This is a genomic window from Clostridium sp. BJN0013, assembly GCF_040939125.1.
Lineage (GTDB): Bacteria > Bacillota > Clostridia > Clostridiales > Clostridiaceae > Clostridium_B.
Window position 1 is genome coordinate 599713 of record NZ_CP162495.1, and the last position, 16828, is coordinate 616540.

The window sequence follows — 16828 nt, forward strand, 5'->3', positions numbered from 1 at the left end:
TAATTTACAATATTATTTGTGTAAATAGAAGGATATTTAATTATTCTGTGGAATATTACAATAATAGATAAAATAAAAATATACACTTAAGGAAAAATCTTAGATAATCACAATAACTTTATAACATATAAATTGTTAATAATTAAGGGGTGATTTTATGAAATATGATGATTTTCCATATTATGTAAAATACAATGATGAAGAAATTCAATGTCATGTTTTTAGGTGGGATAATACTTTAAGAGTAAAATGTAAATACAAAAATACTTCAGTAGAATGTACTTGTTCCTATAAAAAATATTTAGAAGATATGTCTATAATTGAAACTATGGTTAATAAACATTTAAAAATAATTGATAAAAAAGGAAAAGAGTTTTATCAGTATTATAAACTAAAAGAGATAATGGAAATTTTAAAAGATTAAATATAATTATGCTATATGAAAGAGGATCGTAATTTAATGAAAAATATAAACTTAAAATTGAAAGAATTAAAAAAATATGTTTTCGAAAGAAAAATGAAATTAATGATTTGTATAATAATTTAATAAATTCTATATTAAAAAGAGATATGGAATTACTTTCAAAAAAATACAAGGTAATGAAAATGGTAAAACCTAGCTTTTGTAAAACGGACTATTTCAGATGTCATATAGATAGAAATGTACTTGATATAATTGATGTTCGAGGAGAATATTTTGGATGTTTTTTTTATCATATAAATAACTTGCATTTCTTTGTTTTATGGTAGTAAGATAATTTTATACAAAAAATTACCTATTACATTTTTTAAAAAAATTATGTTATAATTTATATAGCTCAACGTGTAGTTTGCTTAGCGGAACGTAAGTCCGGTTGCAGCAAACTGCACGTTTTTTATATCTGGCAATAGCCAATTAGCTAACATTTTTATCTTATCCAAAGTGGAAGATAAACAGAGAAAAAATTGATATATTTTATAATAACAAGAAAATACTGTAGAAAGAATAGAATGGAAGGGGGAGAAATTCGTGTACAGAATAAATGATATCATACTGTATGGAATACAGGGTGTATGTAAAATTATAGATATTACAGAAAAAGAAATTGAAGGAAAACGCCGTGAATATTATGTATTAAAGCCTGTTTATGATAGTAACTCTACTATATTTATTCCAGTTCATAGTGAGAAATTAGTCGCCAAAATGCGCCGTATTCTTTCCACCGAGGAGATTTATGCACTTATCAAAGCCATCCCTAGCGAAAGCACAGTCTGGATTGACAACGAAACCCTTCGCAGGGAAAAATACAGTGCGATCCTCACCAGCGGAGATAGAACGGCACTTGTAAGACTGATTAAAACTTTGTATCTACATCAGAAGATGCAAAGGGAAAAAGGGAGAAAACTGCACGTTTCCGATGAACGTTTTATGAAGGACGCGGAAAGGATGATTTATGATGAGTTTGCCTATGTGCTTCACATAAAGTGTGAACAGGTTCTCCCATTTATCTTAGAACAATTAAGGTTGATGAGAAAAGGGCAGGGACAAGGTTCGCAGGGAGTCATATGAAGACTTGACTAAGTATGATGAAATAGAATGGGTCAAAGTAATTTAAGTTTGGTATATCTTTGCAAACAGGAGAGGCGCTCATACCATCAGGAATGGCATATGGCAAAAAGGCGAAAGACTTTTTGTATAGTGAAATATTGGTGATTTTGGAAGTCTCCATGGGTAAAGTCGAGGACTATTCAACGCTTATGGTGCAGTTACTTCTATGTTCTGAAATTTTAATAATGATAAGGAAACTCGAAAAACTGCAAAAAGTCAATTAAAATCCGTACTAAAAAAAGATTATAAGGGAAATAATGGTACGAGGGAGAGTATGCTATTGATTTGCTGACCTTTGCACAGTTAATAGCCGTATTATATTAACTTATATTAAAGGCTTGTTTATTAAATCATTCAAACTAATCTTACCTTCTTCTACTATTAAAAGTTTAAGAGAAAAGAATACAGTTAGAAAAGATGTAAAGGTAAGTGACTTGTTAGATAAAAGTTATTTGGATGGTGCCGGAATCAAATGATTTTAGGGTTCAGGTGGAGTTTGTCATACTCTATCTGAACCTTATTTTATTTCCCCTTAAGTTATATAGATAAAAATAGTCACAGTATGGTTTTTGGTTGTAAACCCAACAAAGAAATGATATACTATTTTTTGTCGAAATAATGTAAATGTATTCTGTTTTTTGCCTGAAATGTTTATTTAAAGTCAAATGTATACATATATCAATCAGGCAGGAAAGGCTCTGTGATTTCAGTAGTTATAGAATTTTTTAAGTTATTCATTAAATTCTTATGAGGGATATTTGAGGACAAGTATAAGCCATATAAACTTTGACCTCAATTTCAGCAATTATTTATCCAAAGGCTGAAGTTAGTTGACACCCCAAGTTTCTTCAAAGTGGGGGATAAGCTCTTCTAAGATTCAGATGGAGAAAAGCATTCTCCATGAGAAAATTCCACCTGAATTTTAGAATTATTTAATAATGATTAAGAGAAAATTATAAGGGGATTGAAAAAATGGAAATGGGATTGAAAAAGAAATATGGATTATTTACAGCAGTTGCCATGGTAGTGGGCATCGTTATAGGAAGTGGAGTTTTTTTCAAGGCAGAGGCGGTACTTAAAGCTACTGGAGGAAATATGCCCCTTGGAATTGCGGCATGGGGTATTGTAGGTCTAATTATGATTGTATGTTCTTATTCTTTTGCTACAATGGCTACAAAATATGAAAAGGTTAACGGTGTGGTAGATTATGCCGAGGCGGCGGTAGGTAAAAAATATGGATATTATGTAGGTTGGTTTATAGCAGTTATTTATCAACCCACCATTACATCTGTATTGGCTTGGGTATCTGCAAGATATACCTGTGTGCTTATTGGATGGGATATTACAGGGGGAGCCTGTATGACTATTGCGTGTTTTTATCTTGTTGCCAGTTTTGCAATGAACGCACTATCTCCTGTTGTTGCGGGAAAATTTCAGGTGGCTACTACGGTTATTAAACTTATACCCCTTTTGTTGATGGCGGTTATAGGTACTATAATTGGATTATCAAATGGTATGACTGTGAGTAATTTTTCTCATGCAGTGGATTCTAGTGTCAGTGTAGGAGGAGGCTTGTTTGCTTCTGTGGTAGCAGTTGCTTTTGCCTATGAAGGATGGATTATTGCCACTTCAATAAACTCGGAGATTAAAGATTCTAAAAAAAATTTGCCAAAAGCACTTATGATAGGAGCCTTTATAGTGGTGGCGGTGTATATTTTTTATTATATAGGACTTGCGGGTGTGGTTACTACAGAAACACTGATGAAAAGCGGTGAAGCAGGTGCAAAACTAGCTTTTCAGAATATTTTTGGTTCAGCAGGGGGAGCTTTAGTCTTTGTATTTGTTATTATATCCTGTCTTGGCACGTTAAATGGGCTTATGCTGGGATGTAGCAGGGGATTGTATTCACTGGCTATTAGAAATGCAGGTCCAAGGCCTGATATTTTTAAACAGGTAGATTCAATTACTGATATGCCAACTAACTCTTCTGTATTTGGATTACTCCTCTGTGGATTTTGGCTGCTTTATTTTTATGGTGCAAATCTCACTACACCTTGGTTTGGAGTATTTTGTTTTGATACATCGGAACTTCCTATAATAACTCTCTATGCTGCATATATTCCAATCTTTTTCATGTTAATGAAGAAAGAAAAAGATTTAAGTACATTTAAGCGATTTATAATGCCTGCACTTTCTATTATAGGTTGTGTATTCATGGTGGTAGCCGCTTATCTGGCTCATGGTATGTCTGTGGTTTATTATCTTATTGTTTTTGCAGTTATTATGATTATAGGAAGTAATTTCTCTGAAAAAAGTTCCAAAGGTCAATTGATATAGCAGGATTTAAGTTTAATAAATAAATTTAAAAGTTTTATATCAAGTTTTAAAATAGCAGGGAGTAAATATTTAAGCTTCAATCTTTACTCCCGTTGTTTTTAGAATATGCCCTGGCAGATGCCTATAATATCTGCAATGTATTCTTTTTTAAAAATAATAAGTACTAATTTTGAGCATAGTATACCAAGTATGGTTCCGGATATAATATCCGTAGGATAATGAACGTATAGATATACTCTTGATAAGGCTATCAAAAGTGCTATTGCAATAAATATAAATTTATACTGCAGAAAATATACAGACAGGGTATGTGCTGCAGCGAAAGATGATAAAGTGTGTCCTGAAGGAAAAGAGTAAGATTTAGGTTTTGTTATGAGCAAGTTTAAATTAGGTCTCCTGTAAAAAGGTCTGTTTCGTTTTACTATATTTTTTATAATCCCTTCTCCCAAAATGGTACTTGCAATTAGAGTTAATATTACTAAAATACCAATTTCCCTGTAAGGTTTATTTACTATTAATAAAAGGGCCATTATTATCCAAATTGTACCTAAATTACCTGTAGTAGTTATCACACGCATTACAGCATCTAAATATTTATTCTGCATATATTTTTTTATAAGAAATAAAATATAATTATCAAATACATATATTGCTTTTAATATGTTGAAACCCATAGAAAGATACCCCTTTGTAAAAGTTAATTAAATTCTCATTATTATCCTATCATATATTGGAGATTTAAACATTAGAATTGGATTAAGAAGCGTTTATAATTATGTAAAAAATGAAACTGGGAATAGAATTTAATCTAATCCCCAGTTTTTTATAGTATAAAAATTTAATTTACAGTATTTTTATTTAATTCATAATTCGGTTGTTTTACCCCTATACAAGGAATGTTTGATTTTATAAATCCATACCATCCTATAAGTGCTATAGCTGAAAATAATGTAACCAAACCTCCTAATCCCACAACTATATTTTTATAGGAAATAGAAGCTAATAACATTCCTGCACTGCCAAATACAGTAAACAAGGTATTGATTAGTGAAGAGGCGGATCCTGTATCTCCATTCTGCTGTTCCAATAAAATGTTGGTACTGAAGGGACGAATAGCAGTACCTATTAAAGATATAATCATAAAAGATAAAAGGAAAAATACAGGAGATAGTTTTCCTACAGTTATTATTAAAATACCGCTTAGAACACTCAATCCAAAACAACCTGAAGCAAAGATTTTTTTATCAATAGTATTTAAATATTTTACATATATAATTGGACCTATAATAGATATTAATGCGTTAGCTGCAAAAAAATAGCTGTAAACTTGTTCGCTGAGACCAAAATAATCAACATAAATATAAGATGAAATAGCTATATACCCCATAAATGGCAGTGCGCTTAGTGAAAATATAATGGCCGGGATTAAAAAAGCTTTATTTTTTCCTACTACTAATAAACGTTTTATGGATTCTGCCAATGTTCCCATGTATCTTTCATTGTCTTTCAGAGTTTCTTCATATAAAAAAGTCAGTAATAAATTTAAAATACTAATTGCAGTCAGAATCCAGAAGGAACCCCTCCAGGTGGAAATTTTTAAAATCCAGGCACCTATAATTGGTGCCACCATAGGTGCTATACCTGATAGTGATTGTACTATTGCCAGGATGGATTCTCGTTCTTTTCCTGAAAAGTAGTCTTTAATTATGGCAATAGAAACTGAAGTAATGCCTCCTGCTCCTATGCCTTGTGCAATTCTCGAAAAAATAAGAAAATAAACATTTGAAGATAGGGCACAAAAACTGCTGCTTATAATGTATATAATACTTCCCACTATAAGAACGGGTTTGCGACCATACTTATCACTTATAGGACCCCAGATTAAAATGCCCAGTGCATAAAAGAAGAAAAAAGCAGTTAGTGTCAAATTAGTTACTGAAATACTGCTTCCAAAATATGAACTCATTTTGGGTAAAGCAGGCAGATATAAATCCGTAGAGAGAGGAATAAACATATTCATTAATGCTATAAAGGCAATAAGACCTTTTTTCCCTAAATACTTTTGATTATTTGTCTGGTTTGTATTTTCATACCCTTTTTCACTCATTTTTTCCCTCCTGATAATATTTTAAATAACATTTAAATGTGTATAAATACACTTCAGACCCTTTATAGATATTGAAAAGGGTCTGTGATATACTAGTTGGTGTACTAATTATGTAGAGTTTATAAATTATTAATATATATATATATTTAATAAATATTAACTATTTTATTATACTGACTTATATGGGAATTGTCAATGATTATAGATATTTAGGAGGTTACTCAAATGAAAGAAGTTGATATAAATCAGGTGGCAAAAAATTTATCTACTTTATTACCTACCCTTGACAGAAAACTTATAAGACCCTTTGAACAGCAAGCACGACATTTAGTAAGTCCTCTAGCAATTCATGTCATGTCTATTTTATCTGAAAAACATTCATTTACAATGACAGAACTTGCGGAGGAAATTAGAATTGCAAAACCCCAGTTAACACCTATTATTGATAAGCTTATTGCCAGTAACTGGGTCTGTAGGGAACATGATTGTAAAGACAGAAGAATAGTAAAGATAAAAATTACTTCCTCTGGTATTGAGTTTCTTGATAATCTGCAAAAAGATATAATCAGCAGCATTAAAACAAAAATAGAAGGCCTTGATAAAGAAGATCTGTTTCTCCTAAATAAGGCTTTAAATCAGCTTTATACAGTAATAAATAAGATTTTCTAGTAATTATTTATGGCAGCAGATTATTTAGATATTTAAAATATAAAAATAGCTGTAATATGATAATAGCAGGAATACCTATAATAAATTTTGGATGCTTGGTCTTATGCCTGAAAGCATACATACCTAAAAATATACCCAAGCTTCCAAATAAAATAGCTGTAATAAAAAGCTTGTTTTCAGGTATTCTCCATTTGCCTTTTTTGGATTTGTTTTTATCAATATACATTAATACAAAGCCATATATATTTATAAGTAGAATATAATATAAAAATATTTTCATAACTTAAAGCCCTCTTGTCCTTTCTTAAGTGGTAAATATATTATATGAGTAAATAATGGGAGTACAATTTCTGTAAAAATAAAATAGGTTTAATCTTTTATTTCTTTAAATAATTCGTATGCTTTTGCTTTGGCTTCTTTAAGAACCTCTTCTCCAAACTCAGTGATTGAATAATATTTTCTTATCTTTCCCTCAACATTTTTATCTTCAACTTTCAAAACACCATTTTTCTCCAGGGTGTGAAGTATAGGATATAGTGTACCCGCACTGATTTCATATCCGTGTTCCTTGAGTTCTTCTATCATCCACGCCCCATAAAAAGGTTCTTCTTTGGCATGATGTAATATATGAACATGAATAAATCCCAAAAATAATTTTCTCATAATTTGATCTTGCATTTAAATTCCTCCTGTGATATCCTTAATTTATAATTCAGATATCGTAGTTCGATATCTAATCCAGATATCTGATTCAGATATTAATTTTCGTTATCTATGATATTATTTTATCAATTAGATATACTGCAGTCAAGGATGGGACTTAGCTTGAAAGAGATATAAGTATTCCTGGCATCCGTGACTTGTATATGTAAATAAAGGAAGGAAATATAATGAATAAACCATTATTTCAGGCCAGTAACCTTATTTATAAAGCTAATTTAACTTATGATAGTGTTAAAATTGAAAAGAATAAAATTAATTTTATTGTTGGGGAGAGCGGCAGTGGTAAAAGTACTTTTTTAAAGCTGCTGAATCATTCCATAAGTCCGGTATCTGGAGAATTATTGTATAACGGTAAGACAATAGAAGAATATGACCCCATTGCTTTAAGACGTGAGGTAAGTCTGGTTTCTCAAGAAGTTTTTCTCTTTGATGAGAGTATTTTAGATAATTTTAAAATCTTTTACTCCATGAGGCAATTACCTGTGCCTGAGAAAGATTATGTCAGTTATATTACCAGACTTTGCTCTGTAAATATTTCTTTAGATCAAAATGCATCTAGCCTTTCTGGTGGAGAGCGTCAAAGAATCTATATATCCATTTTTTTATCATTATATCCAAAGGTTATATTGTTGGACGAGCCGACTTCAGCACTAGATGAAAAAAATAGCTATAAAATAATGAAAAATGTAATAAATTTTTGTAAGGAAAAAAATATTGATATTGTAATTGTAAGTCATGATAAAAATATTGTTGGGGAGTTTTGTGAAAATAAAATTGAAATAGTTAAGGAGGACAAAATTTGGAAGGAGTAGTTTCACTGGGTATTTTTCAGTTTTTGTTTATTTATTTGCTACTAATTATAGTGCTATTAATAATGAAAAAATCGAAAGTTAATCAAACAAAACTTCTTTTAGCTGCAAGTTTAAGAATGTCAGTTCAACTGGTAATTGTAGGGTATATACTTCAATATATATTTAGTAATCCAAAGCCTTTGTTTACTGTTATTTTTCTTATACTTATGATAGCATTTGCTGTTAATAGAGTAATTAAAAGCAGAAAGGACCTAAATTATAATTTTAAGATTGCAATAGGAATTTCTTTAACATTTTCAGGGATTTTTATTTTGTTTTTCTTTATGACTGTAGTGGTTAACGAATCTATATTTAATCCTCAATACAGCATACCTTTAGCTGGTATGATAATTGGAAATGCTATGACTGGAATAAATATTGGAATAAAAACCTTTATGGATTCTGTAAATAAAGAAAAAAATAGAATTAATACTCTACTTAATTTAGGAGTAGAGCCTAAAGATATTTTGAAACCCTTTGCTAATAATGCTTTAGAAACCGCATTGATTCCCACACTAAATTCCATGGTAGGAATGGGAATAATATTTTTGCCTGGAATGATGACAGGACAAATATTATCTGGCACGTTACCTACCACAGCAATTATGTACCAAATAGCTATTATGATTGCAATCTGTACTTCTGTTTGCATAACAGTGTTTTTATCATTAAATTTAGGCTATAAATCTTTATATAATAATAGAAAACAATTGTTATAATAAAAAAGTAAGCAATCCCGTATATGTCTTTAATATGGAAACTAAATTTGCTTACCATGCTGCAGGAAGACTTCTCTATTAACTTTTATAATGAATGGTGAAAGGTTGAAAGGAATTTTAAATCAATTATATTAAATTACTATGTAAAGAAATATAAAGGCTTTAGCTTATAGGATAATAACCCTGATATATACTTTAAACAAATATGAGTTTCCCTAAAGATACAATATCATTGATAGACATTATGACCTGTTTTGCTGAATATATAGAAAACCAAGGCTTTAGCTCCCTTGGTTTAATAATTTTCTAGTTTTGTTTTTACTAAAATTAAATTCAGTCCATGAATTTTGCTTATCAAGCACTTCTTTTCTATATTTCAAATTTTTATCAATAACCATTTTTATATGGCTGTCGCCCTTATCCCTCAGTTCAATCAAATAAGGAACGGCTTCAAAAGACAATGAAGTCAAATAATAAGCATCCAGCTTGCCAGTTTCATTATAGCGCTCTATATTTTTTCTCGCTATAAACCCATCTATATTAAGATAATTTATTATTGTATACATAATTATTGTTATCACAATTATGCTTTTTACTATAGGAATTTTTCTGTACCAAATACCAGCAGCCACAACCAGGCACAGTATGAAAAGCAGCAGCATAAATAAATGCACCGATACCCTTAAAAAAGTATACCCAAAGGCAGCCTCATACAAAGTAAGTTTAAAGTTAGCAGAAAAAAGCATATTTAAGGTAAATACTACAAGCACAGTTAAAAGAAGATTTGCTACATTTAAAAGCTTTTTATTATCTTTTTTTATATATTTCTGGCAGCCCAGCACTATTATAAAATTGATAAAGGTAACTGCGGTTAGCTCAAAAAAGCCTTTTCTAGCATATTCTGCATAGGTAAAATCAGCTGGTAGTGTTATATTATCTCCACCATAAAGATAAGAAAATTGAATTATTGTGAAAATCAGATACAGTATATTTAAAGCAGCCAATACGGTTATTATTGTAACCGCCTCCCAGCTCACAGCAGGGGCATCCAAGTCCTTCTCAATTGCTTTTTCCTCACTTTTAAAGCCCCAAACATAACCAAATAAATAGAAGGCTATAACTAAAATGATTATGGCATGTGGTACAAACTCTTCTATATTTATATTATTAAAAATTTCTGTCAGGTTAGCAAAGTAGTAGCCAAAAACCATATCTGCAGAGCTTAAAAGTATCATTAAAATCACAAGTAAAGGCAAGGAAATAAGTATGCCAATCAATATCTGCTTTTTTCCTTCCTCCATTTGAACAGTTCTTCCCATTTTTATTGAAGCCTTTAAAATTGTAAAGGGTTTGGTGATATTATTAAGCACATTTGCTATTCCTTTTCTTAACATTTCAGCTACAAAGCTAGCTTTATCCCATTTAAGCCTTGGATTCACTATTAAAATTGAGCTTGCAATCATAAGAATTGGAACCGCTAAAAAATTTAATAAATAAAATATGTTCTCTGTATGAACTGCAAAGCCGAGGGACAGCAGGGCTATTGGTATAAGTAAAAACCAGCCAAAGCTTTTTTTCATTATTATCCTATCTCTTATGGACCATAGGAAAAATCCAATACACAGTCCTATAAATATGGGGTAGGATATGCCAGGGGCCTTGTCAAAAAATAATTTGTCAAATGTAATTCCAAGCAGCAGTGAAAATAGCATACGGTATAGTTCATCCTTAGTTTTAGTTTCTAAAGTTTTATTAACTTCCATTTTGCCTCCTCCTTTTATTCCTCATATTTTCTATTTACTGCCCCAATATCCCCTGAAGTTAATGTACTTATAATTAAACTTATAAAGGTTAATACCCCAAAGGCAATAAGCACATTTAATACAATTATTAAAAATCTGGCCATAGAATTATATTTGTTCTCTTTCATAAATCACTGCCTCCATTTACAATTTTGTAATTTCATCATACTACATCCTCTTAATAATTTCAATAATTATTTATTGTTTTTCAATAAATAATTATTGAAATTTACAAAGGAAACCTTATTGACTTTTTATTTATATTGGATACAATTTCATTTATACTAAATATATATTCTTACTGGAGGTAGTTTCTATGAACATAATAAATTTTTATAAATCAAGTAAATGTCGTATTATTGTGGTAATAGTGGGCTTTGCAGGAAGTATTATCCTGCCATATATATTACTATTATTTTTACCTGCTGTAGTAATATATTATCTTATTAAAAGGTAGAAAGTTATGTTAAAGAATAATCCTACTTTTCTACTGAAACAAATTGGGCATGACTGTTTACCAACTTTGATGTATAATTGAAAATTTCATAAAAACGTTTTTTGAAAAAGAAATATTAAACTTAAGCACAATATTATGGTTTGACAGTAAAATTAATTAAGGTTACTATGTGTTTAAAAGATTTATCCAAGAGGAGTGATTTTAGTGAAGCGAATCCTTGTTGTTGAAGATGATATTATGCTAAATTCTGGGCTGTGTTATAACCTTCAATTAGATAACTATGAAGCCATTCCTGCATATAATATGCCCTCTGCAGAGGAGGATATAAGAGATACGGACTTTGATTTAATTGTATTAGATATAAATTTGCCTGAAGGCAGTGGCTTTAATTTTTGCAAAAAAATAAAATCTCGAAGAGATGTTCCTGTGATATTTTTAACTGCCCGTGATATGGAAGAAGATGTTATGAAAGGTTTTGAACTAGGTGCTGAGGATTATATTACAAAGCCTTTTAATATCAATATCTTCAGAAAAAAAGTAGCAGCTATTTTAAGGCGGTGTGATAAACAATGGGGAGAAAATATTTATACACAGGGCAGTTTTATTCTGGATTTTAATAGGTTTACAGCAACTCTGGAAGGAAAATATATTACATTGACCCCTACGGAATATAAAATGTTGAAGGTATTCATAGAAAATCCTAATAAAGTACTTACAAGACAAGTATTGCTTGAAAAGTTATGGGACTGTCATGGAAATTTTGTTGATGAACATGCCCTTACTGTTAATATTAATCGTCTCCGAGGGAAAATTGAAAGTGAAAATAGAAAATACATAAAAACAGTTTATGGTATGGGGTATATGTGGATAAACGAAAAATGCTGAAAGAGAAAGTGTCTATAGATAATATCTATAGGGGAATTGGCATTTCATTTTTTACACTGGGAGTATGTTTTATTACAGCTGTATTTTTCTATTTTCAACACTGGATTATGAGGCTTATTGCATTTTTATTTATTATATCTTTTGTTATATTGGCGTTTATATTTATTTTACTTGTGAGAAAAAAAGTAGTTGATTTTTCTGATTCAATAAGTGAATGTATTGACGATGTAATGAATGGAAAAGAAGAAATTGCCTTCCATATGGAATCTGAAGATTTAATTGCTAAAATTCATGTAAAGTTAAGACGCCTTTATAAGATTATGAGGGAAAACAGCAGTAGAAATAAAAATGAAAAACAAGCCATACAGGAAATGGTTTCAGATATTTCACATCAAGTAAAAACCCCTGTGGCAAACCTTAAAATGTATAATTCTACCCTGCTTCAGTCACAGCTTCCCGCTGAAAAGCGAAGGGAATTTTTGTTGGTTATGGAAACCCAAATTAATAAGTTGGATTTTTTAATGCAGTCTTTGGTGAAAATGTCTAGATTGGAAACAGGAGCTATCACACTTTATATTAAATCTATACCATTGTATGATACCCTGGCTCTGGCTTTAAGCAGTATTGTCCTTCCGGCAGAAAAGAAAAATATTGAAGTAACAATAAATTGTGATCCTCATATTAAAGTATTTCATGATAGAAAATGGACAGCCGAAGCTCTCTTTAATATTTTAGACAATGCAGTAAAGTATACAGAAAAAGGAGGAAAGATTTCTGTTGAAGTAACTCGGTGGGAGATGTATACAAAAATTGATATTAGTGATACGGGAAAAGGCATTGCAAAACAGAATGTAACTAATATATTTAAGAGGTTTTACCGTGAAGAGGAAGTCCACCATATATATGGGGTTGGCATAGGGCTTTATCTTTCCCGCCAGATTATTTCACGACAAGGAGGATATATAAAGGTAACTTCTAAAGTAGGAAAAGGCTCAACTTTTTCTGTATTTCTTCCTAATGAAGGGCAGTTTTAAGAGCTGCTTTTTTCTTTTTACAAATATCTCAATACTGTGATATTTTATTTTAAAATTGAGAGATTCATGAGATATTTCCACTGTAATATATAAGTATAGTACTACTAAAAATATTGAACTTAATTGTATTTTGGAAGGAGGAAATATGAATATATTAAAAACAAATGAACTGAAAAAATATTATGGCTCGGGAGATACTATTGTAAAAGCTTTAGATGGAGTGAGCATAACTGTAGAAGATGGCCAGTTTGTTGCTATTGTAGGTACCTCCGGCAGTGGAAAATCCACATTGTTGCATATGCTTGGAGGACTAGATAAGCCCACTTCCGGCAGTGTAATAGTAGATGGAAAAGAGTTATCTTTCATGGATGATGAATCACTTACTGTTTTTAGGCGCAGAAATATTGGATTTGTCTTTCAAAATTATAATTTGGTGCCTATACTGAATGTTTATGAAAATATTGTTCTTCCCATTGAGCTCGACGGTAACAAAGTGGATGAAAATTTTGTGGATAAAATTGTGAAGATGTTGAAACTGGGGGAGAAACTCAATGTACTGCCAAACAATCTGTCCGGTGGACAGCGGCAGCGGGTAGCTATTACAAGGGCATTAGCTGCAAAGCCTGCTATCATACTGGCAGATGAACCTACAGGAAATTTAGACAGCAGAACAAGTCAGGATGTAATTGGACTCTTAAAAGCCACAAGCATGGAATTTCATCAAACTATAGTAATGATTACCCATAATGAAGAAATAGCACAACTGTCAGATAAAATTATTCATATTGAAGATGGCAAAATTGTAGGGTAGGGAGGGGAGAATTTGTTTCAAAATAATAACAATGCAGTGGTAAAAAAACTTACAAAAAGAATGGTGCACACAAATAAGTCCCGAAATATCTATGTAATTGCTGCAATTACCCTTACTGCACTTTTGATTACTTTTGTATTTAGTATAGGCATGAGTTTTTTAAAATCCTATAAAATTCAACAGGTACGACTTATGGGAACTAAAGCCCATGCTGCAGTCACAAGGGTCACTAACAACCAGATTAAAAAATTAAAATCTTTGGACTATGTAAAAATTGTAGGACTTCAAAGCTATGTGGCAGGAGTGAAAAATACCTCTAAAATGAAAAATATATCTGCCAGCCTATACTGGTATGACAAAACTGAGTGGGAACAGTTTAGAGTCCCTACAAATACCAATGTGGTAGGAAATTATCCTAAAAAGTACAATGAAATCATGGTTCCACTGTGGATGCTTGAAAATATGGGTGTTAAAAATCTTGCAGTAGGAATGAAGATTCCACTTGATTTTTTCATAGAAACTGAAGGTAATAACAAATTGAAAAGCCAGACTTTTGTATTGTCTGGGTACTTTAAAGACTATGTAAATATTCGTTCTGGAAATATAGATGTAATGCTTGTATCTAAGGAATTTGCAGAGAAAAATGGAATGTCAGTTAAAGAAGATGGTGCTGCATCTGTAATTTATAAAGACAGCAAAAATATTAATAAATACAATAAACAGCTGGCTAAAGATTTATCTATCACTGGAAATCAAAAAATTAAAATCTCACCTATATATGATGAAACAAGTAATGAGGATTTACCCTATACTATACTTGCCTTTGGAATTATTATATGTTTTATTATGTTTACTGGTTATTTGCTTATTTACAATGTGCTCTATATTTCAATTTCAAAGGATACCAGATTTTATGGGCTTCTAAAAACCATTGGCACTACCCCTAGACAATTAAGCAATATAGTAAAAGGTCAGGCACTTAGATTATCTGCAGTGGGAATTCCTTTAGGACTTATATTTGGAGCTATTCTATCTTTTCTGGCAGTTCCTATGGCCTTAAGTACAGTTAATCTGGATACAGGAGTTGAAATATCTTTTAATCCTTTAATTTTTATAGGAGGAGCATTTTTTGCACTGATTACTACACTGATTGGAGCATATAAGCCTGCAAAAATAGCAGGAAAAATAACTCCTATTGAATCTATGAACTATACCGGGATAAATTTAAAAGGAAAGATAAAGCGTTCTGTAAATGGAGGAAAATTATACAAAATGGCATGGCGTAATGTCTTTCGTAATAGAAAGCGTGCTCTCATAGTGTTTATATCACTATTTCTAGGTATCACTACTTTCATGACAGTTACCTGTTTAATCTCCAGTATGAATATGGATAATTTTATTGCATCTTATGTGGAAAATGATTTTACCCTTGAAAATAACACCTTAGGTATTGGTACTACTGGTGAAAAGAAGCAAAAATTCAATAAAGATTTTCTGAAAAAAATCAAATCCATAGAAGGGATAACTGCTTTGCATACTACCTCTCTTGAAGGAATGCATATGAAATATAGTCCAGAGCAGTTTGGAAAACATGTAAAATGGTTCATGAAGAGATTTAATATTAAAGAAAATACCACAGAAAAGAATATACAACAGACGTTTTGGGGATATGTCATAGGGATCGACAGCAGTTATATTGAAGAATTTAATAAAAGCAGAAAAAAGCCTATAGATGTTGAAGCATTTGAAAAAGGGCAATTGGCACTGATTGGAACAGATAATCCGGAAAATTATTCAAATGTGGATAAAATGGATGTCACTATTGAATCTACAAAGACCAATTTTGAAGTACATTTAGGTGGATTCATTCCCTGGGGATTTCAGTATGCAGGAGGAGGAATGGCTCCTAATATTTATATGTCCAATAAAGCTCTTGAAAAATTAGTAGATAATCCTTTTGTATATAAAGTAAACATTGATGTGGAGGACAATTTTGAAAAACAGGCTCTGGAGAAAATAAAGTCTCTTACAGATAATGATCATGAAATTACTCGTATTTCTAAAATAGAGCAGCAGGAAATGATGCATTATGCTAAGATGACCATGTATATTTTAGGAGGGGGAGTTGCTTTAATACTGGCACTTATTGGAATGCTTAATTTTGTCAATGTTATGTCAACTGGTATTATGGTACGCAGGCATGAATTTGCTATAATGGAAAGCATGGGTATGACTAAAAAGCAGATGAGAAAAATGTTGAGGTTTGAAGGAGTGGTATATGCAGGTATTACCACAGTTTTAGTTGGATCATTTGGAAACGTTATTACCTTTGGCTTATTTAAATTATTTCAGCAGCAGGCGGATTATGCAGTTTTCTCATATCCCTATCTACAGTTGTTGTGCAGCATTATAATAATATTTTTTATATGTGTTATTACCCCCGAAATTCAATATAGGGTATCTACCAGATCCAGTGTTGTAGAGAGGCTTAGAGAAATAGAGTAATGATGGATTTTGTAGCATTTACCAGATAAATATATTTTGATAAAGAAATTATTGCATTAAAATATGTGTAAAATTTAACGATAAATAAGGAGAAGAAAGTTGATTAGAGTATATAAAAAATGTATATGCTCTAATCTATATTTTTTTATTCTTATAATATATTTATGGTAAATAAAAGCAGGAAATTCAGGCTATATTTAGATATAAAGCCAATTGATATAATTTAAAATAAAATATCAAGATTTTATAAATAAATTATAAATTAAGTGGACATATGCATATTATAGTAGTATAATTAAATTAAAGAATGACAATAATTTAACAAACTCATGGGCTATTG

The 16828-nt window shown here is 30.9% G+C and carries 20 protein-coding genes; 14 read left to right on the forward strand and 6 right to left on the reverse strand.

All coding sequences use genetic code 11. The features are described from left to right. The first annotated feature begins 157 nt into the window (after positions 1 to 157). The 6 genes from AB3K27_RS03285 (at position 158) to AB3K27_RS03310 (ending at position 3925) form a co-directional block, all read left to right on the forward strand. Entirely contained in the window at positions 158 to 424 is a 267-nt protein-coding gene (locus AB3K27_RS03285; protein ID WP_368489822.1) for a hypothetical protein, read from the forward strand. A 176-nt stretch (positions 425 to 600) separates the two neighbouring features. Further along, positions 601 to 750, forward strand: coding sequence for a hypothetical protein (locus tag AB3K27_RS03290; protein ID WP_368489823.1), 150 nt, complete (start codon positions 601 to 603; stop codon positions 748 to 750). A gap of 259 nt (positions 751 to 1009) precedes the next feature. Then, on the forward strand, positions 1010 to 1549 hold the full coding sequence (locus AB3K27_RS03295) for a CarD family transcriptional regulator (protein ID WP_368489824.1): 540 nt from the start codon (positions 1010 to 1012) through the stop codon (positions 1547 to 1549). Between the two features lie 59 nt (positions 1550 to 1608). Beyond that, positions 1609 to 1812: a hypothetical protein gene (locus tag AB3K27_RS03300; protein WP_368489825.1), complete on the forward strand. Its 204-nt coding sequence runs from the start codon at positions 1609 to 1611 to the stop codon at positions 1810 to 1812. A gap of 114 nt (positions 1813 to 1926) precedes the next feature. After that, positions 1927 to 2064, forward strand: a complete 138-nt coding sequence (locus AB3K27_RS03305) for a hypothetical protein (RefSeq protein ID WP_368489826.1) — start codon at positions 1927 to 1929, stop codon at positions 2062 to 2064. 496 nt (positions 2065 to 2560) lie between these two features. Further along, positions 2561 to 3925 (forward strand): APC family permease, encoded by a 1365-nt coding sequence (locus AB3K27_RS03310; protein ID WP_368489827.1) that lies wholly within the window; start codon positions 2561 to 2563, stop codon positions 3923 to 3925. A gap of 98 nt (positions 3926 to 4023) precedes the next feature. Here the strand turns inward: AB3K27_RS03310 and AB3K27_RS03315 are convergent, their stop codons facing one another. Further along, entirely contained in the window at positions 4024 to 4599 is a 576-nt protein-coding gene (locus AB3K27_RS03315) for a phosphatase PAP2 family protein (protein WP_368489828.1), read from the reverse strand. Between the two features lie 164 nt (positions 4600 to 4763). After that, positions 4764 to 6032: a multidrug effflux MFS transporter gene (locus AB3K27_RS03320; RefSeq protein WP_368489829.1), complete on the reverse strand. Its 1269-nt coding sequence runs from the start codon at positions 6030 to 6032 to the stop codon at positions 4764 to 4766. 225 nt (positions 6033 to 6257) lie between these two features. Here AB3K27_RS03320 and AB3K27_RS03325 point away from each other — a divergent pair, with 225 nt between their 5' ends. Continuing rightward, positions 6258 to 6701, forward strand: coding sequence for a MarR family winged helix-turn-helix transcriptional regulator (locus tag AB3K27_RS03325; protein ID WP_368489830.1), 444 nt, complete (start codon positions 6258 to 6260; stop codon positions 6699 to 6701). 7 nt (positions 6702 to 6708) lie between these two features. Here AB3K27_RS03325 and AB3K27_RS03330 read toward each other — a convergent pair whose 3' ends face one another. Then, positions 6709 to 6981 (reverse strand): DUF1294 domain-containing protein, encoded by a 273-nt coding sequence (locus tag AB3K27_RS03330; RefSeq protein WP_368489831.1) that lies wholly within the window; start codon positions 6979 to 6981, stop codon positions 6709 to 6711. An 89-nt stretch (positions 6982 to 7070) separates the two neighbouring features. Continuing rightward, positions 7071 to 7379 carry a PadR family transcriptional regulator gene (locus AB3K27_RS03335; protein WP_073540244.1) on the reverse strand — a complete coding sequence of 103 codons (309 nt, stop codon included), beginning with the start codon at positions 7377 to 7379 and terminating at the stop codon, positions 7071 to 7073. Positions 7380 to 7591: 212 nt separating this feature from the next. Here AB3K27_RS03335 and AB3K27_RS03340 point away from each other — a divergent pair, with 212 nt between their 5' ends. Together AB3K27_RS03340 and fetB are read left to right on the forward strand one after the other, a co-directional pair. After that, positions 7592 to 8236, forward strand: a complete 645-nt coding sequence (locus AB3K27_RS03340) for an ATP-binding cassette domain-containing protein (protein WP_368489832.1) — start codon at positions 7592 to 7594, stop codon at positions 8234 to 8236. After that, entirely contained in the window at positions 8224 to 8994 is a 771-nt protein-coding gene (gene fetB, locus AB3K27_RS03345) for an iron export ABC transporter permease subunit FetB (protein WP_368489833.1), read from the forward strand. Before AB3K27_RS03340 ends, fetB begins: the two co-directional genes overlap by 13 nt. 281 nt (positions 8995 to 9275) lie before the next feature. Here fetB and AB3K27_RS03350 read toward each other — a convergent pair whose 3' ends face one another. Both AB3K27_RS03350 and AB3K27_RS03355 read right to left on the reverse strand, forming a co-directional pair. Further along, positions 9276 to 10757 carry a DUF4153 domain-containing protein gene (locus tag AB3K27_RS03350; RefSeq protein WP_368489834.1) on the reverse strand — a complete coding sequence of 494 codons (1482 nt, stop codon included), beginning with the start codon at positions 10755 to 10757 and terminating at the stop codon, positions 9276 to 9278. Positions 10758 to 10771: 14 nt separating this feature from the next. After that, positions 10772 to 10924 carry a hypothetical protein gene (locus AB3K27_RS03355; protein WP_368489835.1) on the reverse strand — a complete coding sequence of 51 codons (153 nt, stop codon included), beginning with the start codon at positions 10922 to 10924 and terminating at the stop codon, positions 10772 to 10774. A gap of 188 nt (positions 10925 to 11112) precedes the next feature. On the opposite strand from AB3K27_RS03355, the gene AB3K27_RS03360 reads away from it, so the two are divergent. The 5 genes from AB3K27_RS03360 to AB3K27_RS03380 all read left to right on the forward strand — a co-directional run bounded on the left by AB3K27_RS03360 (position 11113) and on the right by AB3K27_RS03380 (position 16488). Continuing rightward, the gene (locus AB3K27_RS03360; protein ID WP_368489836.1) at positions 11113 to 11253 is read left to right on the forward strand and encodes a hypothetical protein; all 141 of its coding nucleotides are present in this window, start codon (positions 11113 to 11115) and stop codon (positions 11251 to 11253) included. 204 nt (positions 11254 to 11457) lie between these two features. Beyond that, a complete protein-coding gene (locus AB3K27_RS03365; RefSeq protein ID WP_368489837.1) occupies positions 11458 to 12138 on the forward strand; it encodes a response regulator transcription factor in 681 nt (226 codons plus the stop codon). Continuing rightward, positions 12117 to 13172 carry an ATP-binding protein gene (locus AB3K27_RS03370; protein ID WP_368489838.1) on the forward strand — a complete coding sequence of 352 codons (1056 nt, stop codon included), beginning with the start codon at positions 12117 to 12119 and terminating at the stop codon, positions 13170 to 13172. Before AB3K27_RS03365 ends, AB3K27_RS03370 begins: the two co-directional genes overlap by 22 nt. A 145-nt stretch (positions 13173 to 13317) precedes the next feature. Next, positions 13318 to 13983: an ABC transporter ATP-binding protein gene (locus AB3K27_RS03375; protein WP_368489839.1), complete on the forward strand. Its 666-nt coding sequence runs from the start codon at positions 13318 to 13320 to the stop codon at positions 13981 to 13983. Between the two features lie 12 nt (positions 13984 to 13995). Then, positions 13996 to 16488, forward strand: coding sequence for an ABC transporter permease (locus AB3K27_RS03380; protein WP_368489840.1), 2493 nt, complete (start codon positions 13996 to 13998; stop codon positions 16486 to 16488). The last annotated feature ends 340 nt before the right edge of the window (positions 16489 to 16828 follow it).

Coding starts and splice junctions, on each gene's coding strand:
- AB3K27_RS03350 (WP_368489834.1), bottom strand. CDS start 10,757: ATGGAAGTTAATAAAACTTTAGAAACTAAAACTAAGGATGAACTATAC.
- AB3K27_RS03310 (WP_368489827.1), top strand. CDS start 2,561: ATGGAAATGGGATTGAAAAAGAAATATGGATTATTTACAGCAGTTGCC.
- AB3K27_RS03315 (WP_368489828.1), bottom strand. CDS start 4,599: ATGGGTTTCAACATATTAAAAGCAATATATGTATTTGATAATTATATT.
- AB3K27_RS03335 (WP_073540244.1), bottom strand. CDS start 7,379: ATGCAAGATCAAATTATGAGAAAATTATTTTTGGGATTTATTCATGTT.
- AB3K27_RS03320 (WP_368489829.1), bottom strand. CDS start 6,032: ATGAGTGAAAAAGGGTATGAAAATACAAACCAGACAAATAATCAAAAG.
- AB3K27_RS03355 (WP_368489835.1), bottom strand. CDS start 10,924: ATGAAAGAGAACAAATATAATTCTATGGCCAGATTTTTAATAATTGTA.
- AB3K27_RS03330 (WP_368489831.1), bottom strand. CDS start 6,981: ATGAAAATATTTTTATATTATATTCTACTTATAAATATATATGGCTTT.
- AB3K27_RS03340 (WP_368489832.1), top strand. CDS start 7,592: ATGAATAAACCATTATTTCAGGCCAGTAACCTTATTTATAAAGCTAAT.
- AB3K27_RS03285 (WP_368489822.1), top strand. CDS start 158: ATGAAATATGATGATTTTCCATATTATGTAAAATACAATGATGAAGAA.
- AB3K27_RS03325 (WP_368489830.1), top strand. CDS start 6,258: ATGAAAGAAGTTGATATAAATCAGGTGGCAAAAAATTTATCTACTTTA.
- AB3K27_RS03360 (WP_368489836.1), top strand. CDS start 11,113: ATGAACATAATAAATTTTTATAAATCAAGTAAATGTCGTATTATTGTG.
- AB3K27_RS03290 (WP_368489823.1), top strand. CDS start 601: ATGAAAATGGTAAAACCTAGCTTTTGTAAAACGGACTATTTCAGATGT.
- AB3K27_RS03375 (WP_368489839.1), top strand. CDS start 13,318: ATGAATATATTAAAAACAAATGAACTGAAAAAATATTATGGCTCGGGA.